Annotated in this window: 27 protein-coding genes and 3 pseudogenes; 20 read left to right on the forward strand and 10 right to left on the reverse strand. The window is 38.2% G+C overall.

Translation table 11 applies throughout. The features are described from left to right. Nucleotides 1-3 precede the first annotated feature (3 nt). Complete coding sequence (gene yncB, locus NSQ83_RS09675; RefSeq protein ID WP_198879148.1) at nucleotides 4-639, reverse strand: endonuclease YncB; 636 nt, start codon at nucleotides 637-639, stop codon at nucleotides 4-6. 410 nt (nucleotides 640-1,049) lie between these two features. On the opposite strand from yncB, the gene NSQ83_RS09680 reads away from it, so the two are divergent. Next, complete coding sequence (locus NSQ83_RS09680) at nucleotides 1,050-2,465, forward strand: sugar porter family MFS transporter (RefSeq protein WP_153256767.1); 1,416 nt, start codon at nucleotides 1,050-1,052, stop codon at nucleotides 2,463-2,465. A 101-nt stretch (nucleotides 2,466-2,566) separates the two neighbouring features. On the opposite strand, the gene alr is transcribed toward NSQ83_RS09680, so the two are convergent. After that, the gene (gene alr, locus NSQ83_RS09685; protein ID WP_029726905.1) at nucleotides 2,567-3,751 is read right to left on the reverse strand and encodes an alanine racemase; all 1,185 of its coding nucleotides are present in this window, start codon (nucleotides 3,749-3,751) and stop codon (nucleotides 2,567-2,569) included. Between the two features lie 462 nt (nucleotides 3,752-4,213). Between alr and NSQ83_RS09690 the strand changes: the two genes are divergently transcribed. Together NSQ83_RS09690 and dutA are read left to right on the forward strand one after the other, a co-directional pair. Beyond that, nucleotides 4,214-4,675, forward strand: coding sequence for a DUF2691 family protein (locus NSQ83_RS09690; protein ID WP_198879147.1), 462 nt, complete (start codon nucleotides 4,214-4,216; stop codon nucleotides 4,673-4,675). Between the two features lie 29 nt (nucleotides 4,676-4,704). Further along, on the forward strand, nucleotides 4,705-5,139 hold the full coding sequence (gene dutA / locus NSQ83_RS09695) for a dUTP diphosphatase DutA (protein ID WP_198879146.1): 435 nt from the start codon (nucleotides 4,705-4,707) through the stop codon (nucleotides 5,137-5,139). A 602-nt stretch (nucleotides 5,140-5,741) separates the two neighbouring features. Here the strand turns inward: dutA and cotU are convergent. After that, on the reverse strand, nucleotides 5,742-6,002 hold the full coding sequence (cotU, locus tag NSQ83_RS09700; protein ID WP_003231648.1) for a spore coat protein CotU: 261 nt from the start codon (nucleotides 6,000-6,002) through the stop codon (nucleotides 5,742-5,744). 403 nt (nucleotides 6,003-6,405) lie between these two features. On the opposite strand from cotU, the gene NSQ83_RS09705 reads away from it, so the two are divergent. The 3 genes from NSQ83_RS09705 to NSQ83_RS09715 all read left to right on the forward strand — a co-directional run bounded on the left by NSQ83_RS09705 (nucleotide 6,406) and on the right by NSQ83_RS09715 (nucleotide 9,098). Then, nucleotides 6,406-6,570: a hypothetical protein gene (locus NSQ83_RS09705; RefSeq protein ID WP_003231643.1), complete on the forward strand. Its 165-nt coding sequence runs from the start codon at nucleotides 6,406-6,408 to the stop codon at nucleotides 6,568-6,570. Between the two features lie 274 nt (nucleotides 6,571-6,844). After that, the gene (locus tag NSQ83_RS09710; RefSeq protein WP_038429023.1) at nucleotides 6,845-7,684 is read left to right on the forward strand and encodes a thymidylate synthase; all 840 of its coding nucleotides are present in this window, start codon (nucleotides 6,845-6,847) and stop codon (nucleotides 7,682-7,684) included. Nucleotides 7,685-8,513: 829 nt separating this feature from the next. Next, nucleotides 8,514-9,098, forward strand: coding sequence for a hypothetical protein (locus tag NSQ83_RS09715; RefSeq protein ID WP_038429025.1), 585 nt, complete (start codon nucleotides 8,514-8,516; stop codon nucleotides 9,096-9,098). Nucleotides 9,099-9,127: 29 nt separating this feature from the next. On the opposite strand, the pseudogene NSQ83_RS09720 reads toward NSQ83_RS09715, so the two are convergent. The 5 genes and pseudogenes from NSQ83_RS09720 to tatAC form a co-directional block, all read right to left on the reverse strand. Further along, nucleotides 9,128-9,319, reverse strand: a pseudogene (locus tag NSQ83_RS09720) (hypothetical protein); the annotation flags it as partial. Between the two features lie 463 nt (nucleotides 9,320-9,782). Beyond that, the gene (locus NSQ83_RS09725; protein WP_198879145.1) at nucleotides 9,783-10,532 is read right to left on the reverse strand and encodes a YrpD family protein; all 750 of its coding nucleotides are present in this window, start codon (nucleotides 10,530-10,532) and stop codon (nucleotides 9,783-9,785) included. A 130-nt stretch (nucleotides 10,533-10,662) separates the two neighbouring features. Next, entirely contained in the window at nucleotides 10,663-11,019 is a 357-nt protein-coding gene (locus tag NSQ83_RS09730; protein WP_198879144.1) for a YoqO family protein, read from the reverse strand. 245 nt (nucleotides 11,020-11,264) lie between these two features. Beyond that, complete coding sequence (locus tag NSQ83_RS09735) at nucleotides 11,265-11,489, reverse strand: hypothetical protein (RefSeq protein WP_038429029.1); 225 nt, start codon at nucleotides 11,487-11,489, stop codon at nucleotides 11,265-11,267. 174 nt (nucleotides 11,490-11,663) lie between these two features. Continuing rightward, nucleotides 11,664-11,852, reverse strand: a complete 189-nt coding sequence (gene tatAC, locus NSQ83_RS09740; protein WP_003231634.1) for a twin-arginine translocase TatAC — start codon at nucleotides 11,850-11,852, stop codon at nucleotides 11,664-11,666. 71 nt (nucleotides 11,853-11,923) lie between these two features. Here tatAC and NSQ83_RS09745 point away from each other — a divergent pair. Then, a pseudogene (locus tag NSQ83_RS09745) lies at nucleotides 11,924-12,089 on the forward strand (hypothetical protein). A gap of 16 nt (nucleotides 12,090-12,105) precedes the next feature. Continuing rightward, nucleotides 12,106-12,504, forward strand: coding sequence for a hypothetical protein (locus NSQ83_RS09750; RefSeq protein WP_009967329.1), 399 nt, complete (start codon nucleotides 12,106-12,108; stop codon nucleotides 12,502-12,504). A gap of 65 nt (nucleotides 12,505-12,569) precedes the next feature. On the opposite strand, the gene NSQ83_RS09755 is transcribed toward NSQ83_RS09750, so the two are convergent. Further along, on the reverse strand, nucleotides 12,570-13,004 hold the full coding sequence (locus tag NSQ83_RS09755) for an SRPBCC domain-containing protein (protein ID WP_003231627.1): 435 nt from the start codon (nucleotides 13,002-13,004) through the stop codon (nucleotides 12,570-12,572). A 149-nt stretch (nucleotides 13,005-13,153) separates the two neighbouring features. On the opposite strand from NSQ83_RS09755, the gene NSQ83_RS09760 reads away from it, so the two are divergent. From NSQ83_RS09760 to pghL, 10 genes are all read left to right on the forward strand, one after another. After that, a complete protein-coding gene (locus tag NSQ83_RS09760) occupies nucleotides 13,154-13,276 on the forward strand; it encodes a hypothetical protein (RefSeq protein WP_015713998.1) in 123 nt (40 codons plus the stop codon). 37 nt (nucleotides 13,277-13,313) lie between these two features. Next, nucleotides 13,314-13,502, forward strand: a complete 189-nt coding sequence (locus NSQ83_RS09765) for a hypothetical protein (RefSeq protein ID WP_003231626.1) — start codon at nucleotides 13,314-13,316, stop codon at nucleotides 13,500-13,502. 295 nt (nucleotides 13,503-13,797) lie between these two features. Next, nucleotides 13,798-15,357, forward strand: a complete 1,560-nt coding sequence (locus tag NSQ83_RS09770) for a spore germination protein (protein ID WP_082200950.1) — start codon at nucleotides 13,798-13,800, stop codon at nucleotides 15,355-15,357. Between the two features lie 29 nt (nucleotides 15,358-15,386). Beyond that, nucleotides 15,387-16,478, forward strand: coding sequence for a spore germination protein (locus tag NSQ83_RS09775; RefSeq protein WP_038429032.1), 1,092 nt, complete (start codon nucleotides 15,387-15,389; stop codon nucleotides 16,476-16,478). Next, nucleotides 16,468-17,682 (forward strand): Ger(x)C family spore germination protein, encoded by a 1,215-nt coding sequence (locus tag NSQ83_RS09780; RefSeq protein WP_204551500.1) that lies wholly within the window; start codon nucleotides 16,468-16,470, stop codon nucleotides 17,680-17,682. Before NSQ83_RS09775 ends, NSQ83_RS09780 begins: the two co-directional genes overlap by 11 nt. A gap of 151 nt (nucleotides 17,683-17,833) precedes the next feature. Beyond that, on the forward strand, nucleotides 17,834-18,640 hold the full coding sequence (locus tag NSQ83_RS09785; RefSeq protein ID WP_160221612.1) for a hypothetical protein: 807 nt from the start codon (nucleotides 17,834-17,836) through the stop codon (nucleotides 18,638-18,640). Between the two features lie 4 nt (nucleotides 18,641-18,644). Then, complete coding sequence (locus NSQ83_RS09790; RefSeq protein WP_038429035.1) at nucleotides 18,645-19,262, forward strand: DUF4166 domain-containing protein; 618 nt, start codon at nucleotides 18,645-18,647, stop codon at nucleotides 19,260-19,262. Then, the gene (locus NSQ83_RS09795) at nucleotides 19,259-20,899 is read left to right on the forward strand and encodes a YndJ family protein (protein WP_038429036.1); all 1,641 of its coding nucleotides are present in this window, start codon (nucleotides 19,259-19,261) and stop codon (nucleotides 20,897-20,899) included. The genes NSQ83_RS09790 and NSQ83_RS09795 overlap by 4 nt, the downstream gene beginning before the upstream one ends. Nucleotides 20,900-20,976: 77 nt before the next feature. Next, nucleotides 20,977-21,291: a hypothetical protein gene (locus NSQ83_RS09800; protein ID WP_003245621.1), complete on the forward strand. Its 315-nt coding sequence runs from the start codon at nucleotides 20,977-20,979 to the stop codon at nucleotides 21,289-21,291. Between the two features lie 224 nt (nucleotides 21,292-21,515). Further along, nucleotides 21,516-22,274, forward strand: coding sequence for a gamma-polyglutamate hydrolase PghL (gene pghL, locus NSQ83_RS09805; protein ID WP_088326114.1), 759 nt, complete (start codon nucleotides 21,516-21,518; stop codon nucleotides 22,272-22,274). Nucleotides 22,275-22,300: 26 nt separating this feature from the next. Here the strand turns inward: pghL and NSQ83_RS09810 are convergent, their stop codons facing one another. After that, the gene (locus NSQ83_RS09810) at nucleotides 22,301-22,750 is read right to left on the reverse strand and encodes a YndM family protein (RefSeq protein WP_003245454.1); all 450 of its coding nucleotides are present in this window, start codon (nucleotides 22,748-22,750) and stop codon (nucleotides 22,301-22,303) included. A gap of 207 nt (nucleotides 22,751-22,957) precedes the next feature. Between NSQ83_RS09810 and fosB the strand changes: the two genes are divergently transcribed. After that, nucleotides 22,958-23,392, forward strand: a complete 435-nt coding sequence (gene fosB, locus NSQ83_RS09815; protein ID WP_198879138.1) for a metallothiol transferase FosB — start codon at nucleotides 22,958-22,960, stop codon at nucleotides 23,390-23,392. Then, nucleotides 23,301-23,577 (forward strand): annotated as a pseudogene (locus tag NSQ83_RS09820) (hypothetical protein). Before fosB ends, NSQ83_RS09820 begins: the two are co-directional and overlap by 92 nt. Nucleotides 23,578-23,587: the final 10 nt, after the last annotated feature.

The raw sequence follows: 23,587 nt of genomic DNA on the forward strand, positions 1-23,587 counted from the left end.
TTTCTATTTCACACAGCTATTAAATCCTCTGTTCGTCACATAACCGCTCTTACTCCAAATTGACAGTTTATCTGATTTTGCTTCTTGCTCATCTAGTCTGAATTGGTCTATGTATTTTGTGTTAGGCTCATATACATATGCTACTCTGGCCAATCCCTCTTTCAATAATGTCTCTTGAACAGATTTGCCGTCAACATAAACGTATGCTAACAGTCTTCCATACTTATCTCTGCGATCGCCTTTATCAAATTCCAGCTGTAGCTTACCGCTGTTGACCAATTCTTTATTTCGTTTCGACGCATCCTCACCGTATGGTTGAACACAAGAATTTGGTTTCTTCGTCTCAGGTGTATCAACGAGCAAGTGGCGAACTGTGTCTTTCTTTCCGTTGTAAATAACCTTAATCGTATCTCCATCTATTGCTCTATCTAATGTAACATCGATCAATTTCTTATGATTTTTTGAATGAGGCGTGCCAGCCTTTTGTTCTGTCTGACTATATTCATTAGATTGAGTATCTTGAGAGACTTGCTCCGTCCCATTAGAATCTGAATGGTTTTTGGCTGCGTGATTTGATCCGCAAGCTGCCAAAGTAATACTTAAAACGATTGCGATCATACTGATCAAAATCTTCTTCATATTGATTCCCTCTTTATCATTTTCTCTTTTTGCGATTAAACATCATCATTATAACGATATGGACATTTTTTGTGAATGGAAAACTTCAAGGGAACTTATAACACTCCAAATTGCCAATAGTTAACTTCACAACGAGGTGATCAAAACATAACCATCACATAGCGGAAATAAATAATTCTGAAAATAATATTGACTGAAAATGCTTTTGGAATTATGATAATATGAGAAATGACAATAATGTGACAAAGACATTACTACAACATAACAACTAATAGCTTAGGTTTATTCTATTGGCTAAAAATGTAAACGGTTACAAATCCAGAGGCGAAAATCTAAGATAGAGATGACTTTAGTTTTGACTCAATATCCACACTGAAAGAGCTTATTAAGTATTCTTAAAGGCAGGGGAAATGGATATGAATGAACATCGAAATCGAAGGTTGAAATTAATAATGATTTCAGCAACTTTTGGAGGGCTTCTCTTTGGATATGACACCGGAGTTATAAATGGAGCTTTACCTTTTATGGCAAGGCCAGATCAGCTTGATTTAACACCGGTTACAGAAGGGCTTGTTACGAGTATTCTTTTATTAGGTGCCGCGTTTGGAGCGTTGTTATGCGGAAGATTGGCTGATCGATATGGCCGCCGTAAAATGATCCTTAATCTTTCCTTTTTATTTTTCCTGGCATCACTGGGAACAGCGTTAGCACCTAACGTTTTCATCATGGCGGTCTTTCGTTTTTTACTGGGGCTGGCTGTTGGAGGAGCCTCGGCGATGGTGCCGGCCTTTTTAGCAGAAATGGCACCGCATGAAAAGAGAGGGCGTATGGTAACCCAAAATGAACTAATGATTGTTGGCGGGCAATTTTTAGCATATGTTTTTAATGCGATCCTCGGTGTAACAATGGCAAATACGGGACATGTTTGGAGATACATGCTAGTCATTTGTGCTGTACCGGCTATCATGTTATTTGCAAGTATGCTTAAGGTACCAGAAAGCCCCCGATGGCTAATCTCCAAAGGCAAAAACAGTGAGGCGCTGCGAGTTCTTAAACAAATTCGAGAAGATAAACGTGCAGAAGCTGAATGTAGAGAAATTCAAGAAGCGGTAGAAAAAGATACAGCACTAGAAAAGGCATCACTCAAGGACTTTTCTACACCATGGCTGCGCCGTCTTTTATGGATTGGAATCGGTGTTGCCATCGTGAATCAAATTACAGGTGTGAACTCGATTATGTATTATGGCACACAAATCCTTAAAGAATCTGGTTTTGGTACAAAAGCGGCTTTAATCGCTAATATTGGAAATGGGCTGATATCAGTTATTGCAGTTATATTTGGGATTTGGCTGGTCGGAAAAGTGAGACGGCGTCCAATATTATTGATTGGTTTGGCAGGGACGACTACAGCGCTCCTATTGATTGCGATTTTCTCAATTGTGCTTGATGGATCTATGGCACTTCCTTATGTAGTGCTTTCTTTGACCGTTTTATTTCTTGCCTTTATGCAAGGGTGTGTAGGACCTGTGACTTGGCTTGTCATAGCGGAAATATTCCCTCAAAGGTTAAGAGGACTTGGTTCTGGGATAAGTGTTTTTTTCCTTTGGATATTAAACTTTGTGATCGGTTTTGCTTTCCCGATCTTGCTTAGCTCTGTAGGTTTGTCTTTTACATTCTTTATATTTGTGGCTTTAGGTGTATTGGCAATCGGTTTTGTATACAAATTCATGCCGGAAACAAAGGGGCGTACACTTGAAGAATTAGAAGAGCATTTTCGTTCTCGACACGATCATAATACTCCTGAACAATCAATTATTGAGGTATAAATATGTTGAAAATCTCTCTTCTTATAGGAGGGATTTTTTTAGTTTCAGAAAAAACAAAATCCCTCTGGTAGAGGGATTTTGATTCAGCATTTTAAGATGTTCTACACGTATAATACTGGAGTTGATACTTTAAAAATCTCGCCATCTCTTATATAAAAACGAGGGATGCGGCGGCTTAATGTAGACACGACTTCATAGTTAATCGTATTGAGCATTTCAGCCACTTCATCAACGGAAATCTCGGCTCCTTTTTGCTTACCGTAAATCACGACTTCTTCTCCTTGTTTACCTTCACCGTTTTCTCCTAAACTGACCATGATCATATCCATTGTTACTCTTCCTGCCACTGGCACTCGTTTTCCGCGATGAAGAACAAACCCGCTATTGGAAAGGGCACGAGAATAGCCGTCAGCATAGCCAATCGGGAGTGTAGCAATTACTTCATTAGGCTCTGCGACGTATGTAGCACCATAGCTAACGGTTCGGGGTTCTGTCCGCATGGTTTTCACATAAGCGATGCGCGCCTTTAAACTTAACGCAGGTTCAAGCTTAACGAGATTTAGTTGTTTAATATAGGCTGAAGGATATAAACCATATAAGCCGATACCTAAACGGATCATATCAGCGCTAAATTCCGGAAAAGCGATAGCTGCAGCCGTGTTGCACATATGCACGGTGGGCAGCTCAATCCCCTGTTTTTTTAAAAAGCTGAGAAAACTGATGAATTTTTCATGCTGCAGCTTTGTGAGTGTTGTGTCCGGTTCATCAGCTGTCGAAAAATGTGTGAAAATCCCTGTCCATCTGAGGAATTTACTTGCCTTTAAGGCTTTCACTACCTCTAAAAGTTCTTCCTTTGTGCGTACACCTAATCGTCCCATGCCGGTATCCACGTTAATATGAATGGCCAGCCGGTTAGCACTCGCTTCTTTTTCCAATATCTCGTTTGCTTCTTTCATCCAATCAACCTGAAATGCTGATAATGTTATATTCCAAGCTGCTGACTTCTTTACACAACTAAGGGATGTAAAACCAAGCACAAGGATAGGTGCTGTAATCCCAGCTTTACGTAAAACGATTCCTTCCTCCACACTGGCAACAGCGAGCTCACTCGCCCCGTGTTCCAGTGCATGGCGTGCCACTTCTATAGACCCGTGGCCATAACCGTTCGCTTTTACAACAGCCATAATTTTGCTCTTATGTGGAATATGACGGCGGATCGCTCGCAAATTCTTTTTAACGGCATCAAGATTGACTTCGATCCAAACTTCTCGGCAAAGCTTTATCATCAACGCTTCCTTCCTTCTTATGGATTATAAATACCACCTATTGCCGCAAGAATAAATGTTAATTGTTGGATGATTCGATCTTATTTTATTCAACTTTATTTGAAATCATTCAACAGCAAATCCATGTGATACGAGAAGGTGCCTATCAATGTTCGAATAATAGCAAGTACGGGATACATGAGGCTTGTAAGTGGGTGTTAATGGATGCGGCGACCGAGGATTACAAAAATGATTATTTGTTTTGGGACATTTTTTTCTAAGGGTAGATGATAACGAGAAATCTAATCAGGAAATACTTACCGTTGTTATGAACATTGAAGAACCTTTTAAATGAGAAGGGCTGAGGAAATTCTGTAAAAGATAATCGGTTGAAAAGGCAGTCGATTCCTTGTTCCATAAACCTAACATCAGAGTATATAATTAAACTCGTATTCACAAAAATCGTTTAAGTAAGGGGTATACATGGATAGGGGAGTTAGTTTTCAAATACCGAATGAATATGGAAATTTTCTATGGAGAATACTGCAGCCGGTAGAAATAGCTAATTATAGGTGGCAAACGAGTGGGGAATCTTATTTTGTTGTAGAAGGAGAGCTCGAGGATGAGGAGCTTTTTCATGACTACGCAATTGCTGAAGGGGCAGTTTTTGAGCAACAATTAAAAACGAATCAGTACTATACCATTTTCGTTGAACTGAAAGCATTCCCATATGGAAAAATGGTTAATCAAGTCAATACATATGAAGAGTTTGCTGACAGTGATTGCGAACTTGTCCTTTTGATAGCAGATAATAGTTACGTTTCGATTTACTGTAAAAACAAAAAAATCATTGAAAAACTGTACTTCAATGCTTTACAGAATGATTTTGAAGACGTTCAATTTATAACTGATGAAAATGATACAAGAACAAGCCTTACTGTATGATAGTCAATAAAAATTAAAGGAGCTAGTACATGACAATGCAAATTAAAATCAAGTATCTAGATGAAACACAAACAAGGATCAGCAAAATTGAGCAGGGAGACTGGATTGATCTTCGGGCAGCTGAAGATGTAACAATCAAAAAAGATGAATTTAAGCTTGTCCCATTAGGTGTTGCAATGGAGCTGCCTGAAGGTTACGAAGCACATGTCGCCCCTCGTTCAAGTACATATAAGAACTTTGGCGTTATTCAAACAAATTCAATGGGTGTTATCGATGAGTCATATAACGGAGACAACGATTTCTGGTTCTTTCCTGCTTATGCATTGCGTGATACTGAAATTAAGAAGGGTGATCGTATCTGCCAGTTTAGAATCATGAAGAAAATGCCGGCGGTTGAATTGGTTGAAGTCGAGCATTTGGGAAACGAGGATAGAGGAGGACTCGGTTCAACAGGTACTAAGTAAACAAAATAAATCCTTGGCTGTCTTCATGCTGTGTGATTGATCAATGGAGGTTTCAGCCAAGGTACATATAAATATTATGTATAAAATGAATATTTTAATACGAAGGATTTAATTAAAAACAAAGTTTAAAAAGGGAAGTTTTGAAAAAGTGAAATAGTAATAACTAAAGTCGATAAAGAACCTAAAGATGTCAAAGAAACAATTTTTCTGGTGCTTTGCTTTTTTGAAGGTTTACTTAGCTCGTGGATAACTGCCCCCCATAAAAGCATGGATGCTAAAATTATAATACTTATATACATAAAGATGCTCCTTTTATTATATTTACAGTTTTTACATTTTTATCGATTTTACCACATTTAGGATTGAGTTGTCGATGAAACAAGCATCTCTATAAAGAAATACTTTTATCTAAATTTTTATAAATAGGGGAAGGCAACTAAAAACTAGTAATGCCACTAATAATAAGCCAAGTTAAATGACATGTGTTCATTAATAATTGAATTTACAGCAGCCATGAGCACAAAAAAATCTGAGTATCGTCAATAAATATCATAAAAAAGCCCCCGGTATGTCGCCGGGGAATAAATAGACGTTTAAGAGATTTAGTGATGTTTTTTATATGATTCGACAAAATCATAATAATGATCATCGTCATCATAATACTTTTTTTCGTAATGATAATCGTGATCATCGTAATACTTTTTATCATGGTCATCATACTTTTTGTCGTAATCATAATGTTTTTTATCATGATCATAATACTTGTCGCAATCATAATGCTTCTTATCATTGTCGTAATACTTTTTGTAATATGTTTTTTTCCAAGTGTAATACTCTTCTTTATATTTTTTATAATAACCCAATTAAATTCCTCCTTTATGTTATTCGAATTTAATTTATGAAGTTTAAATGATATGGTATGGTCAAATGAAATAAGAATAGTAAAAAGAGGCTGTTTAAAACACTTTCTGAAAAACAAAACGGATAGCTGTTTATTAAAACAAGAGCGAGAGAAAGCACTCAATCACTGTAAAATAATAGTAAAGTGTATAGAGAGGATTAATATACGTAAAAAGGGACTTTCTCATTGAAGAATATTTGAACGTTATGGTTAAGATTCAGAGCTCTATGATGTGATTTTTAACACTGCTTTTGAAGGATTTAAAGTTAGACATCAAAAACAAACAGCAAAACCGGTTAGAAACAGATCATATAAGGAATGAACCGCTGCCAAATATCATAAAAAAGTTGTTAATGATCAAATGAATGAAATTAGAGAGAATTTATTTTAAAGAAAGCCCAATTGCACATGGACAAATGACAATTGATATTGAGGTAAAATACAATGCATTAAATCAGAAAAAGCTATTGGAGGATTTAATGTGTTTAGACAATTTCCAATTTGGTATACACAAACACCTGACTATTTGAATTTTTATGTACCGCAATATCAAACCATTTCGTATAATCCTCAACAATGTTATCAACGGTGTATGTACCAAACTGGCGGTAACTATGAGCTATGTGACAGACTATGTTATGGAGAAATACAGGTGTAAAAGAGGGGGGATTAACTCCTCTTTAAACACACAGTGAGTGGAATAAGATCCTCACTTTATCTGCAAGTGCTTAGTATTTGCGATAATATTGCATTCGTAATAAATTATGCTTAGCAACTGAAAATGAAAGAAGGATATGAATAGTCATGACGCAATTCGATAAACAATACAATTCAATTATAAAGGATATTATCAATAATGGAATCTCAGACGAAGAGTTTGATGTAAGAACCAAGTGGGACTCAGATGGAACACCGGCACATACTCTAAGTGTAATCAGTAAGCAAATGAGATTCGACAACTCAGAGGTTCCGATTTTAACGACAAAAAAGCTTGCCTGGAAAACAGCCATTAAAGAGTTGCTCTGGATTTGGCAGCTGAAATCTAATGATGTTAATGATTTAAACAAGATGAGCGTACATATTTGGGATCAATGGAAACAAGAAGACGGCACCATCGGACATGCATATGGATTTCAGTTGGGGAAGAAAAACAGAAGTCTAAATGGAGAAAAAGTGGATCAGGTAGACTATCTTCTTCATCAATTGAAGAACAATCCATCTTCACGCAGACACATTACAATGCTGTGGAATCCTGATGAATTAGACGCAATGGCCTTAACGCCATGTGTATACGAGACACAATGGTACGTTAAACATGGGAAACTCCACCTTGAGGTAAGAGCACGGAGCAATGATATGGCATTGGGAAATCCATTCAATGTATTCCAGTATAATGTGTTGCAGCGCATGATTGCTCAAGTGACTGGTTATGAGCTTGGTGAATATATCTTTAACATTGGGGATTGCCATGTGTACACACGTCATATAGACAATTTGAAAATCCAAATGGAAAGAGAACAGTTTGAAGCACCTGAACTATGGATCAATCCTGAAGTGAAAGATTTTTATGACTTTACCATCGATGATTTCAAGTTAATCAACTATAAACATGGGGACAAGCTTTTATTTGAGGTAGCGGTTTAATGCTGCCTTTTTATTGTTATTTTTCAGAATATAAGCTGGCATTAGGCTAAAAATGAAGAAATTTCTTCTTCATATTTCTATAAACAAATAGTAAACAAAATTGGAGCCCAACGCGAAACAAAAGGATTGTTAGAAGCGTTGGGTTCTCTTAGTACAAGTGAACAACGATTGCGTGGTCTGAAAAATTAAACGAACGATATGAAAAGGCCATTGGTTTTATAAGGTGTTAATTCCTCCTATTAATATCATAAGGCTCAAGAAAATTGTAATGAAAAGAAAAGCCCATACTATAGCTGTAAAAGGATTGTTGAGTCCCATCCTTTCTTTCCAATTTATATTAGTGGATCGATTGGTTTTGTATTTTATTAACTGGATACATAAGATCACATTAAAAAAAACTGAAATAACAAGAGCTATAATTAAATAAAGGTTCATTTTCATCAACCTTTCTAGGTTTTTTAAACACTTGAATAGCTTAATTGTAAACCTAATACTAACATATACATATTTCACCTTAAAAGACCAGCATCGTGCAATGAATACAATTACTTTGTGCAGTTCTAGGTTATTTGTTTTTATTATGAAACTTTTTGGTCCCTGGCTAAAATTCAACTTAAAAATGAAAAGATTGAAATTATCCATGATTGTGTTTCTGCGATGGATTGCCTTAAAATTTGGTAGGGATGAACAAGCACTATATTAAATAATACTATACCAATGAATTTCTATTAGAAAAATTCATAATATTTTAAAATAACCATTTAAATATATTTCTAGAAATTGTATACTTATATGGTACTAAATGAATACATAGAAAGGACTGTTGTCGATGAAAAAAGTTTTTTGTAAGTTAGCCATTAGTTCTATAGCTCTATTTACCCTATCTCTTCCTAATGGCAATGTATTAGCTGCTGAAAAAGGGGAAGAAAAACCTGTCTCAATTAAAGGCGTTGAGTCACAAGTGCATACTGTATTTGCAAACGAGACAACTGGGGTAAAAAGCAACTTAGGAGGAGGGGAGTTTACTGCGCAATTTGTGAATGATTTTCGTAATGTTAAGATGAATGTAAAAACATATAAAAGCTGGTCTAGCTTTAAAAGAGTTTCTGATAATATAGCAACGGGGAGTAAAGGAGGATCTATTACTGCAAACAAAACAGTTACTTTTACAACAACTGTCAGCGGATCTATAAGTGGTTTAGGAATATCCACTGCAGGCTCTGTAGCTAGTTCTAAAGGATACACTCTAAATGTTGGAGCGAATAAAAGAGTCTATATGGCATATAGAGTTAGGTATAATGTAGAAGAAGGGTACAATTGTCGTAAGGATATAGTTACTGGTAAATGTGTATCAAAGAAAAAATACGTAGTTAAAAAACCTATGTATGGAGAATATGCACTGAAAAACTATTAATTTTATATAAAAAAGATTAGCTATAAAAGCTAATCTTTTTTATTAAGAAGAAAATATCCTAATTTTGAAACGAGATACAAAGTGAAAGCAATCATTAATGTTCTCGATATAACAATTCCATGAATAGCCAAATCATATCCAGCAGGTATCAAAGCTTTTGTATTAAACATAAAATACATTGATACCAGAAGAGCAATAATAACTAAAATAATTCCAAAAAGACCTATTTTTCCGTATTTCATACAAATTCCACCCTATATTAAAATATGATAAATAACCAAAGGAGCTGAAGATTTCGATAATTCACTTTACAATCATCAAGCAATGACCAACATTGAACCTCTGTTGGTGTAATTGTCAACTTAAGCTTCAAGTTAGTTATTTTTGTAATTAAAAAATAATTGAAAGCCCCATAAATAAGGGGCTTTTAATTTATGTAGTTCTATAGTAATTGAATTAATCATACCAAAGTTATTTCAAAATTTCAACTTTTGCTTATGATGTTTTTATCATCGAAACAAAAATGTCTTAATTCTAACGCTGTTCAAATAAAGTTTCATATAAAAAGGAAGTACTACTATTCGTAAATCTATATAGGGAGTGGATTCCGACACGGTTTTTTATGGAGATGGAAAATTAATTATAAAACCGCCAGACAATGCTGGCGGCTTTTTGCTGCTTCGTTTATTTATTAACAGAGATCGTAACGTTATTTCCTGCAACTGAAACCTTTGCGAAATCCTGTGTATCTACCACAGGAGTGACGGCTTTATTGTCGATTGTGATGTTGTTAAAAGATGTCGAAAAGGTTGCTTTGATCGCATCACGCTGGCTTTCATACGAAACAGCCGCGGTAGCAAGGGTTTTCCATTTTGAAATCGTGCCGATGTTGGTTCCTTGAATTTCTGTGATAATCCGTCCGGTGTAGCCGTCATTGTTCGTTCCCCAAAGGGTCATGCGCGTATTGCCGCTTAAATTTTTATAGATTGTCATTTGGACTGTGCTTCCAGGGCGGAAGCCTTTATTGTATGTGAATTTGTCTTTTCCTTCGATGTACGTTTCTTCATTTTTGGACCCAACCTTCATGAGGGGCTTCCAGACGTTGTATTGTTTGCTGTACTGAAGCCCGATATCGGCCTCAGTTCCGCTTGTTGCCCTAAATCCTGAATAAATATAAGGAGTAGAGACCGTATCATATTTTACAGTGTCAGGAAGATTGATTTTAGCTGTAAAAACGGCGCCCGTACTGTTCAGGTAGACACGGCCGCCGATTCCGTTAGGCAGCTGGGATGCTGCTTTTGCGACTTGAGCGTCTGCCGCGGGTAAGCCTGGTATACCTGATGAAAAGGTTCCGAAAAGAACTGCTGTTCCTACTGCACCTGCAATCAATACTTTTTTCACCCAAATTCCCCCTTTAGATAGTGGTTTCGCCATTTATTATACCTTATTTTGGAACTGGACTAATGTATATAAATCGACAAAATATTTCATTTTGAGTGAAGTAAGGGACGAAACGCTTCGCCAATCTGAAAGCTATATACCTTTATCAGAGGAAAGAATGAGATCACAATCGTTTTAGCCGATTTGAAATTTTCCTCAAAATAAAAGTACAAATGCTTAAAGAAACGATTATTAAAAGAATGCCCGCTATCGTTTCCCATCCTGTAAAAAAGAGGTGACGTTTCATCAATGTCTGTCCTTGTAAAATGATAAAAGCACAGATACCGACTAAGAAAAGAAAACAAATACTTAGGATTGCTAACGCTTTACGTGAGTATGTTTTCATTTCATCTTTAAAATACAGCAATACGAAAACAAAGCAGATAACATTGGCTATTGTTCTAATCACCTCAAAGCTTTTCATGACAACTGATATAAATAGACAAAGTAAAATGAGATAAAATACGATGTTTCTATACAAAAAACCTCTCCTTTTATGTAGGATCCTCAAAGAGTTTATAAAAGTTTCTTTGTAACTGCAATAAATTGAATGTGCTCACTTATGAACTAACTAAACTATGTACTAAATATTCACTATTCTTTTTCAGATTCAGTTACCAAGGTTTTCATAGAAAGGGAAGCTTCAAAAATATACATATAGTGCATAAACAAAAAAGACCCGGCAATAGCCGGGGGAAAGTAAAAACGAGGAGATGTTAATGGCGTTTAGTAGTGTTTTTTATGCTTTTTATACTCTACAACATAATCATAGTCTTTTTTATCGTGATCATAATATTTTTTATCATAGTCATCATATTTTTTGTCGTAATCACAGTCATAATATTTTTTATCATAATGGTCATAGTCTTTTTTATCATATTCGTAATACTTCTTATAATACGTTTTTTTGACCGTATAATACTCTTCTTTGTATTTTTTGTAATAACCCATATATACTCCTCCTTTATTTTTACTACGCTTTATTATACGGCGAGTAGATTTTGCGGCTTGGACAGTTAAAATCATAGAAGGAAAAAAGGGCTGTCCAAATGATAAAAAAAGACAGATGACACAGAAACAAAACAAAATAAAGAGCCGATTTTTCATCGGCCCAAACGATTTATCCTACATTTGTTTATCTTCTTTGTTTTCTGAGTCATTTTTTCTGATATCCTGAGTCAGTCCGCTTGTTGCTTGTTTAAATTCTGATAAGGCTTTTCCTGCTGCACGGCCAAGCGCCGGCAGTTTATCAGGCCCAAATACTAAAAAACCCACAAACAAAATAACGAGTATTTTTGTGAAGCTTAATTCCATTTCCTTTTCCCCCTGATTGAAGTACAACCTTTTAAACAAATTATAAGAGATATCAGTACAAATGGGAATGCATTTATTTTGAACATTTTAAAACCAGACAAAGACGGATTCATAAAACGGCTGCTGCTGAATATAATGTCCAATGCCACCTGCCTAAGAAGCAGGGAGGCAGGCTGGATCAATTATGTAGCTCTGCCGGAAATGATACAAACGTATCTGCGGCTATCATTGAAATAGAGGAGTGGTGTAGCTGATGAGATTCACTAAGGTAGTTGGATTTTTGTCTGTTTTAGGGTTGGCTGCGGTTTTTCCATTAACGGCACAAGCAGAAAAAGCCGGAACTGCGGGGGCTGGAGAGTGGGATAAGTTGGGGACTTACACATATACTTACTCAAGTCCGACGGTATACTCGACCGGAGGAGATTTTAGAGTGTGCCTTTCAGGAAGCACTCCTTTTTCTGTTTCACTGCACTTATATGAGGATGATCCCGGTGACAATCCTGATGATTATGTAGGGGCAAACTATTTTTCACCCGGAGAATGCCACACCTTTGGCAGTATTGGAAAATTTGTAGATGGGAGCAATAACAAGGCAGAGTTCTTTGTTACCGATTACTCTGGTAAATCTAAAACTGTTACGTTTTATGATTGATGGACTCAAATTGTGAAGTATAACTCTTGGGAAAAATAAAAAAGAGAGAGATACCTCTCTCTTTTTTATTCTTCGACAGCCTTACGAAGCCGTTCATTTACAATGCCGGTCCAGCCGCCATCCATCTTACCGCGAACGACGGAGCTTTTCTCGTTTGCTTTGCCGATCACTTCATTCGGCTCTTTCCAGCCGCTGTGAATAAGGGTAAACCCTGTCTTTTCCCCCAAGTCTTCTAATTGAAAGGTAACGACCCATCCTTCTGTATCCCATTCAAAAGAAAGTTCAGTTGGAGCTTGAACAGCCAAAACTTTACAAGGGGACGGCCCAAACGGCGATTGTAAGTGAAATTCTTGTCCTTCTTTGAGCTGAAAGTCATTGGGCATAAACCACTTGGCAATGCCTTCTGAAGTAGAGACTGTCTCCCAGACTTTCTGAATGGGAGCCTCCAGGGTAATGCTTTTTGTAATATCCGGTAATGCATTTTCGTTGTTTTGAGCCATTTCGTTTACCTCTTGACATATGATGTTTTTTTCAATTCAATCATATAATAACTAATAAGATCATGTCCATAGCGTGCATTATTTATGCTAGAGCTGCTGTTCAACAGCGTGTCAGTTGCCAGTCTGATCTGTGAATGGGAGAATTCTGCATGTTCGAGAAAGAGAGAGATGTGTATGTTGTCATTTCGTTCATGCTTGTTTGCTCAGCCGCAACTGTTATGTTTGAACTGGAATTCCTGTTTAGCCAATTTATTTTGCGATTTTTGTTTTAATAGTAAATGATCCATTTTCTAAAACAGGAGGTTTTTTATGCTTGGAAAAATCAAAGCAGCCATTGATAACAGTCCAGGGAAGCCGGCCAGAATTTTAGTTAGTGAAAAAGCGTTTCAGCAATTAGAGGAAGAAATGCGCTTTGTTTACGTATCCAAACCGAAAACGATAATGGGGATTCCTGTGGAAGTTTCAGATCAGGCAGAAAGCTTCAAGCTGGAATTTTAGTTTATCCCAGACTGCTAAAAGGCTCATTTTGTGTTTAATTATGCAAAATGGTCAGGTTGATTTCTTTAAAAGCATGATGAAATGTTCATCATGCTTTTTTTATTGAGAAAAAAGACGAACATAAAAAATAGGTATACGGGAAAAATAATCCTATTAGAGAGAGGGGAACTGACAGATGAATAACATGATATCAACACTTACTGACTGGAATGTGTGGTTTCAAGCGCTAGTAGTATTTCTCGTTCCATATGCAATCTATAAAGTGTTTACTTGGATTCATGTATAAGAAGGTGCAATGATGAGGTGGCGGAGCAATCAGTACAAAACACAGAAGCAGCATAAATCAGATCATTCAACAGCTGAAAAGGATCAGGATGTGTTAACCGGTAACATCGGATACGATTTAGAACATGTAAAAAGAAAAATAGGACATAACGGGGACGTTCATTTCCGTGAGCTTGAAATCACTCATTTACATGTGAAAGCGGCATTGATCTTTGTTGAAGGACTGTCTGATCAGGATTTGATTAATAAAGGATTATCAGTGTTAGTCATGAATCAACCTAATCAGGTAAACGATGAAATTTCTCAATCCGGCAAAGGTATTTTAACTTCGAAACAGATAAAAAATCAAATCGTATCAATCGGTGATGTCATAGAATCAGAGAAAATCAGTGATATCGTGTTGAATGTTTTCATGGGTTCGACAGCGCTTCTCATTGATGGAATACCGCAGGCGTTTCTTCTGGGAACTGTAAAAAAACAAAATCGAAGTATCGAGGAGCCGCTTTCAGAAGCGCTTGTCAGAGGGCCGCGCACAGGCTTTACAGAAGAGTTGAGTACGAATACAGCTCTTTTGAGACAGCAAGGAAAAAATGATCAATTAACATTGCAGAGATTTGAAGTAGGAACACGATTAAAAAAGGATTTAATTATCGCTTATATGAATGACATTGCAGATCCAAAAGTAGTCGAGGAAGTAAGAAAAAGAGTGAGAGGGATTGAGATCGATCATTTGCCGGAGTCAGGCTACGTTGAACAGTTAATTGAGGATAATTATTTGAGCCCGTTCCCGCAAGTACAGAGTACAGAACGTCCTGATCGCGTCATAAGCGGATTAATGGAAGGAAGAGTAGCCATTCTGCTTGACGGCACTCCGTTTGCTTTGATTGTTCCAGTCACTTTCAGCATGATGCTTCAATCGCCTGAAGATTATTATGAACGGTGGTTCCCGAGCTCGCTCATCAGATTGCTGAGGTTCATCGCAGCAATGATAACGTTATTCGCACCCGCTTTATATATATCATTTATTTCTTTTCATCCTGGGTTAATTCCGACCAAGCTGGCGATTTCAATTTCCGGGACGCGCCAAGGTGTTCCGTTCCCATCTCTGATTGAAGCCTTATTTATGGAAGTCGCGATTGAAATTTTAAGAGAGGCGGGGCTTCGTTTGCCAAAACCGATTGGACCCGCAATAGGCATAGTGGGCGGATTAATCATCGGGGAAGCAGCTGTGCAGGCGGGGATTGTCAGTCCAATCATGGTCATTGTTGTTGCGCTCACAGCAATTTCTTCATTTGCCATCCCGCATTATAGCACAGGTATAGCACTTCGGATGCTTCGGTTTGGCGCGATGTTTTGTGCGGCGGTGTTTGGATTGTTTGGAGTCATTATGTATTATCTGCTGCTAAGCAGCCATGTCGTAAAGCTAAAGAGCTTTGGTGTGCCATACGCAAGTCCGGCAGTGCCCTATCACTTAAAAGATTGGAAAGACTTTGTTATCAGAATGCCTCTTTTAGTCATGAAGCGCCGGCCTAAAATGATGAATACAGATAATACAAAACGGGTGAAGTGATGAACTCGACAGGATGGTGATAAAGTCTCATGTTCAGCCCAACCAGTAAAATCACAACCGCTCAGGCAACGATTATCATCATTAATTATATGCTTGCTGCCGGAGTTCTTACGCTCCCTCGGACAGTAACAGAACAAACACAATCTCCTGATGGATGGATTTCAGTTTTATTAGGCGGGGTCCTAGCGGTAATAGCCGGGATGATGATAGTTAAATTAAGTCAGCAGTATCCTAAGGAGACCTTTTATGAATACTCCCGACATATTGTAGGAAAATGGCTCGGGCATCTGATCAGTATTGTTTTTATTACTTATTTTCTGGCACTCGGTGCATTTGAAGTCAGAGTCATGTCCGAAATCGTGGATTTTTTTCTCCTCGAAGGGACACCGTCTTGGGCCATCATTATGACAGTTCTTTGGATTGGGCTTTATTCAATTACACAAGGCCTAGATCCGATTGCACGGCTTTTTGAAATGATTTTTCCGATTACGGTCATCATCTTTTTAACGATAGCCCTCATGAGTTTAGGCATATTTGAGATCAACAATTTGCGCCCTGTATTAGGTGATGGAATCATGCCGGTTCTTAGAGGTGTAAAGACAACGAACCTTTCATTTACATGTTCAGAAATTATGTTCATTTTAGTAGCATTTATGAAAAAGCCGAAAAATGCGGTGAAAGCAGTTGTGATCGGGACAAGCGTTGTGACCAGTTTTTATATGATTACGATGATTATGGTCATCGGTGCACTATCAGTTGAGGGAGTTGTGACGAGAACATGGCCGGGGCTTGACCTGATGAGAAGTTTTGAAATACCTGGTTTAATATTTGAACGGTTTGAATCATTTCTGCTTGTGATTTGGATTATGCAGCTTTTTGCCACGTTTATTATCACTTTTTATGCAGCTTCCCTGGGAGTCTCACAAGTTTTTAAAAAGAAACCCCTTTCATGTATGTTTGGGCTGCTTCCTGTTATATATATCCTCTCTTGCATGCCGAAAAATGAAAATGACGTCTTTATATTAGGCGATACGGTCAGTCATATCGCTTTGTATATATTTGGCGCTTTGCCGATTTTGCTGTTAGTCATTTCGAAATGGAGGAAAAGAGGTGAAAAGTAAACTAAAACGTCAATTGCCTGCTATGGTCATAGTATGTCTGCTGATGATTTGCGTAACAGGATGCTGGAGCAGTCGGGAAATAGAAGATCTGGGTCTCACATTCGCTATCGCAATTGATAAAGGAAAAGAAACGAACACTGAAAAAGAGTTAAAAGAAGAGGGCGGGAGCTATCCGAAAAAAGACAACATTACGCTGACCTATCAATTTGTTAATGAAAAAGCGGCAGGCGCGGGCACAAGCGGGGGAGGCGGTAGCGGACAAGGAGCGCAAAAAGCGTACATTAATATAAGTGAAACAGGGGATTCATTACAGCAGATCGGAAGTGAGGTTGCATTAAGACGGGACCGAGAAGTGTTTAGCCCGCATTTAAAAGTTGTTGTCATGAGTGAAGATGTGCTGCACACATTTCCTATCGACGAAATGCTGGATCAATTTTTTCGTGATAATGAAATCAGGCTGAGCTGTCTTGTTTTATCTGCTAAAGGGGAAGCAAGAGACGCTCTCCAGCTGAAAGAGAACGGAGAAATCCCGGCTTTTCGGCTGATTGGATTAGGTGAAAATGAACATAAAGTTTCCAGAATACTTCCCCCTATAACACTCGCGAAACTAATTGGAAAACTGCATTCTGGCAGCAGCTTTTTACTGCAAAATGTGGTTGCGGCCAATGGAGCGGTCAAGTATTCCGGAGCAGCTGTAATCAACGGAAAATCGAAAAAAATGATCGGCACTTTAAATGAATATGAAACTGAGGGGATTACATGGATTAGAGGAGAAGGGAAAGGCGGAGTTGTCAAAAGCCATGATAAAAAGAGCCAACAGACATTAGCGTACGATATCAATAAAATCAAAAGCAAAATTCAGCCAATCGTAAAAGGGAAAGATATTTCATTCCATGTCGATATTGAATCAGAAGGCGATTTGGTTGAAAACTGGAACACAAAAGAGGCGTTGGACACCCAGTTTATAGATCGTCTCGAAACGACTATTGAAAACGAGGTAAAGAAAATAGTTGGTCAGGTATTAAAAAAAATTCAGCATGATTATAAAGCAGATGTTGCGGGTTTTGATGAATCTTTTAGACTTACATATCCTCACTTATGGAAAAGGGTGAAAAATAACTGGGATGACACCTTCAGTAAAGCCGACATCACATACAGTGTGAACATCACAATTACTCATTTCGGCACGGTTAAAACTCAGTAATGAATCCCAAGGAAGAGAAGGAAACCTCTCTTCTCTTTTTATGCATTTTTTAGGATAAAGATACTTTTTTTGGAGAGATATACACTTTTCCTTTTCGAATCGACCAATATGCTAATATAGGAATTGCTTGAAATAGAAGGGAGAAGGGGCTGTGAGGCAGAAACCGATTTATGTAGAAATCGAAATGAAATCTGATCTGGATACACTCTGGGAATATACACAAAACCCATCACTGCATAAGGAATGGGATCTCCGGTTTTCAAATATTACGTATTTGAATAGTCAGCCATGCGAAAAACAGAAGTTTCTTTACGAAACAAGGGTAGGCTTTGGATTAAAGGTGTCAGGTACAGGAGAAACCGTCGGTGTTTTCAACAAATGTTCATCTGAAAGGTCTTCTTCACTGGCTTTTGGCTCTAATCATCCGTTATCTCTGATTCGGCATGGAAGCGGCTACTGGAAGTATATACAGAGAGAAAATGGGAAAATGACGTTTTTAACACAGTACCAATACAAAACAGCCTACGGACTGCCGGGAAGATGGATCGATCGTTTATTATTTCGACCGCTGCTTGGCTGGGCGACTGCCTGGAGCTTTGATGCATTAAGGCTTTGGGTAGAGCAAAATAAACATCCGAAGCGCTTTATTCGATCCGCTATCATCTATGTGTTCATGTGTCTGTTTTTCAGCCTGTTTTGGTTCTATCAAGGCTTTGCAGGTGTTGAGACAAGCATATTGGCAGGAACAGCGGAGATAGGCTTAGCTATTTTGTGGCTGATTCCTTTAAAAAGAAAATGGATCATTCATGGTGTCCAGGCTTGTATTTTTGCTGGGTTTGCTTGTCTAGGTTCCGAAATATTCATGTGGGTTCTATTGAGTGTGTTTTCCGCTGCAAGCGGCGCTCTTAGCCTGCAGCTCCCCAGTGCCAGGCGCACAAAACGAAAGAGAAAGAAGTGACATTGTGAGTTCGATTTATGAAAAATCAATTATTAACTATCATTTGCTGCATCCCAAGCTGCAGAAACGGTACCAATTAGACGGGTCTCATACATTCAGCGGGACGGGAACGATGTCAGAAATAAGCGGAGGCTCTTTTCTGGTTAGAATGCTGTTAAAGCTGGGTGTTTTTTTCAGATGCTTCTTTTCAGAAAGAGGCAAAGACATTCCATTTACAATACAAAATAGAACTTGTCTTTTGAAATCGCAACATACAGGAATAGAATGGAATCGTACATTTTTCTTTAAAGGCAAAAAACGTTTCTTTGATGCGTTAATGATATATGACGAGAAAGAAAATAGAATACTTGATTTCTTCGGCAAACCTCATCTGCTGCTGTCTGTTTTGACGTTCGAGGCATCTCATGACGGCTCTCTTACGATCACATCGGGAAAGCAATGGCTATTAATATGCGGAAAAAGAATCCCGCTGCCGAAATGGCTGACCGGTACATCCGTAGTTTGCGAAACGTTTGATGAAAAAAAGAATTGTTTCACCATTGAAGTGCATGTGCAAAATACAATTCTTGGCACTCTTTTCTTTTATAAAGGAACGTTTCAGGAGGAAGAGAGAGAATCATGAAACGAAATGGCATAGTCAGTGCGCTTTGTTTTATTGGATTTCTTGCAGCAGAAGCACCGGATATTTCAGTGGCAGAGGCACTCGTTTTGTTATCCATTCTATTTTTCGTGCCGGGAATTTTTCCTTTTGTTTTTCGTCAATCTCCGGTTCGTGCTGCTCAGTTTATGGAATATGGGCTAATCCAGTGGTATCCGGCAGCCGCATTCTTTGCGGTGCTGGCTCTAGTGACGGAGGTTGGGGGTTTCGCACTTATCTGGTGGATGTACACAGTTTTTATTGCATTGTATGCGATCCTCCGCCTTTGGGAAACAAAGATACATAGAATCGAAGAGACATCAGTTTTGTTCGGCCTTATTTATTTGGCGGGAGGAGGATTTTGGTTTTTTGCTTATGCTGCCCATTTGCAGATCATGCAATTTGGCCCTCTCATCATTTTGCTGACTGCTGTCCACTTTCACTATTCTGCTTTTCTGATCCCGATCTTCAACGGTTTACTCGGCAGAACCATTAGAAAACATCGGATGTTGTACAGTTGGATAACATGGGTGATTTTGCTTTCGCCCCTTCTTATCGCACTGGGCATCACATATTCAAAAACACTTGATGTCATTGCGGTTAGCATTTATATGGCGGCGATTTATCTTCATGCATTTTTGGTGTTCACGGCAGCTTTTCGCACCAAGACGGGGACATTTCTTATTCGGCTTTCTTCCGCTGTTTTAATGATAACGATTGCTTTCTCGATGATTTATTCATTTGGTGTATTTCGGCAAGAAGTTACATTGACCATCAATCAGATGATTTGGATTCACGGTTTTGTCAATGCGTTTGGTGTTATCTTGCCCGCTCTCATAGGGTGGAGAATAGAGGATGCGAAACCTTTTGATGCAGACAGTGTAAAGACATTCAGCCGTATCTACGGAAAAAGAAAGATTGGAGAAGAATTTTTAGCTAGTATTCAAGCTGAAAATAACGCTCGGTACAGCGGACTTGTGGATGATATGGGCAGCCTGCGTTCAAAAGATTTTTCACCAGAAAAACTGGCGCCGCTCATTCTTTCGTTTTATGAACAAACCATCGAATACAATATTAAAGCAAAAGTAACATGGAGCACGTGGTTTCGGCCGCTTGCAATTATTTACGAATGGTTCAGCAGAAGAATCGGTCAAATACATCTTTCGACGAACCCTGACTGGTATAGGATGTACAGCAAGATAAGAGGTGTTCATTCTAAAAAAGACGGAAGGGAAAGAGTACGTGCCTGGATTAGAACAAATGAAAAAAACGAAACCATTTTTACCGCTCTTTATTCAGTGTATCGTTCAAATGGAGAGGGGTATATGAATATTTCTTTACCGCTTCCATTCAGCAGCATGACAGGTGTTTTAAAACCATATCATCATCAGGAGAAGCTGGTTTTAACAAGCAGCCGGAGAAAAAGCAGAGCGGGGGATGAGGGGATTTATCTGCAAACAAGAGCGGGAACTTGTCCGCTTCCTTTATCTGAAACCTTTCTGATAGAAGCTGCACATGACAACAAATTAACCGCTGTTCATCATATGTGGCTGTTTGGATTAAAATTTCTAACTGTTCATTACAGCATTACACATATTAACCAGCCTATTGAAAGAACCTAACACAAAGAAGAAGCTTCGTCTGCCAGTTGCTGCATTTCAAAATTCTGCACCGCATCAAGACAGGAAAGGAAGGGTTTATGGTGTTTTATATCAGTTTATTTCTGATTCTTTGGCTGGCTGCGGGGTTTGCAGTGGGAATGAAACAAGTGTATGTCGATCAGCTGTTTGATAAAGCTGTGATCGAAAGACTGGAAAAAGAAGCGAATGATCATGGACACGCTGACCGGATGATCAAACAGCGCGTCCTTTATATTGCAGCAGTGACAGTAAGCGGGTTTATTTCTGTTTATTATGAAATGAAAACAATCCCGCAAAGGCGAAACATAAGAAAAATTGAAAAAAACATCATGAAATTAAATCAAGCAAAAAAACGAAGAATGAAGAGAAAATAAAAAATGCACAGGCCAAAGGGCAGGTGCATTTTTGTTTTGTATGGAAATGGGAGAGGTGGTGCCAGCTTACTTTTCATAAATTCAAAAATGAGAAGAACAGCGCCCGGGCTAATGGTATATAATATTGTGAATTTAACAAAAATTTAACAAGGAGGACGAGAGAATTCGTGCTAAAGCCTCAAAGAGACCTACATCCTGTTGATTTGGACTTAGAGGCGGAGTAGATGAAACCGGCCAAAGTATCCCTGCTCCGCCGTTTGCTCCATTCCTTGAAGCATGTTGATTGTAACATAGCCAAACGTTTTCCATCAACTATTAAAATTGTAAAATTATTGTTGGTTTTTATGGTGTTTACTCCGATTTCTTCAATTTATGCTGAAGATGTATATCAGAATTTTGAGGAATTAAAAAGCAATGAAGATCCTTCTGATTACGGCGTTGTTACGAAAGAAACCGGAAGCCCTGTTCTTGTTTTAGCCATTCACGGAGGAGGTATTGAAGGCGGGACAAGTGAAGTAGCGAGAGAGCTCAGCAAAGAGTACTCGATGTATTTATTTGAAGGCTTAAAATCGGCAGGAAACTCAGTCCTGCACATTACGAGCACGCACTTTGATGAACCTCGGGCCCTTAAAATGACGGGAAATCATGAATATGTCATTTCATTACACGGGTACGCAGAAGAAGATCAGCAGATCGAAGTCGGCGGTACAGATCGCGTAAGAGCGGCAGATTTAGTTGAGAAATTGCAGCATGCCGGTTTTCCTGCTGTATTGCTCAATACGGACCATCCACATGCGGGCGTTAGTCCGAATAACATTGCAAATAAATCAAAAACAGGTTTAAGTATTCAGATAGAAATGAGCACAGGGTTTCGAAAGTCTTTGTTCGGCATCTTTTCTTTAAAAAGCAGAGCTGTTACTCAAAATGAGAGGTTTTATGAGTTTACAGAAGTGATGTTCCGTTTTCTCAAAAATAGCTACTGAAAAATAGGAGGCGATAAGACAGCCTCCTATTCCTTATGCTTCTCTTTCGTTTCGGGAAACAGCTCGTCCGCGGCTTCCGTTTGATACTGCAACGTGTTATCTCTCGCTGACAGTTCATTTCGGAAATTTTCATCAAGCACATTTTTCAGTAAATACCGATGAAAAAAGTATTCAAAAACAGTAAGACAGGCAGCGGAAAGGAGAGCCGCTCCAAATGGTGAGAAATCGTTTCTTGTTTGGGTTAAAACAAATACCCAAAGAATAACGAATGAAAGGCCAAAGTCAGCCAATGAAGCTGTAATATTGTTTGTTCTGGGTAAGACGAGCATGTCACCAGAAAGATAGGAAACAAAACCTAAGAAAAGTGCAATAAACATCACACTTAAGAAGGATGCGTGATAGACTCTGTCCAAAATCACATATAAAAGGGCGAGAGTGAAAGCAATCTTTGAAGCAAGCGCAATGATATGTTTCATTTGACCACCTAAATTGTTATTTTTTGAAGAAAATTCTTGGGCGTAAACAAATGATAAATAATGCAATTCAAAACCATTCATAATGGTCATGTTACTATTTTAAACAGTCCGTTTTTGTTTACACTGGTATTTTTTTCAGCTGTATGAAACTTTCTTATGAAAAAAGTCGTATATGTGGATGATCAGCTTTCAAGGGGGGAATGATTTGTGGAGATAAAAGGAATCAATCACTTGCTATTTTCAGTTTCGCATTTGGATACATCGATTGATTTTTATCAAAAAGTGTTTGGTTCAAAGCTTTTGGTAAAGGGAAGAACAACTGCATATTTTGATATGAACGGCATCTGGCTAGCGCTTAATGAAGAACCAGACATCCCGAGAAATGACATTAAGCTTTCTTATACCCATATTGCTTTTACAATTGAAGATCATGAATTTGAGGAGATGTCAGCTAAATTAAAAAGACTTCATGTCAATATTCTGCCTGGCAGAGAACGAGATGAACGCGATCGAAAATCAATTTATTTTACCGACCCTGACGGCCACAAATTTGAGTTTCATACCGGAACCCTTCAAGACAGGCTTCGATATTACAAACAAGAAAAAACGCATATGCACTTTTATGATGAAACGGCCTTTTGATATCACAACCATATTTCATATAAGGTTAAATTTAAAGAAGGGTGTTGGTGGAGACTTTATGTTTGGGGAAGGTTTCTACCCGACTTGTTCAACGATGCCATATCTTTTGAACTGTACAAGTGATTGGGTGAAGGTGAAATTGAAATACATATTACATTTTATATGAAGAAAGCAAGCTGTTTTAACAGAGTGTTG

The sequence above is a fragment of the Bacillus sp. PS217 genome, from assembly GCF_037963535.1.
GTDB classification, from domain to species: Bacteria; Bacillota; Bacilli; order Bacillales; family Bacillaceae; genus Bacillus; species Bacillus subtilis.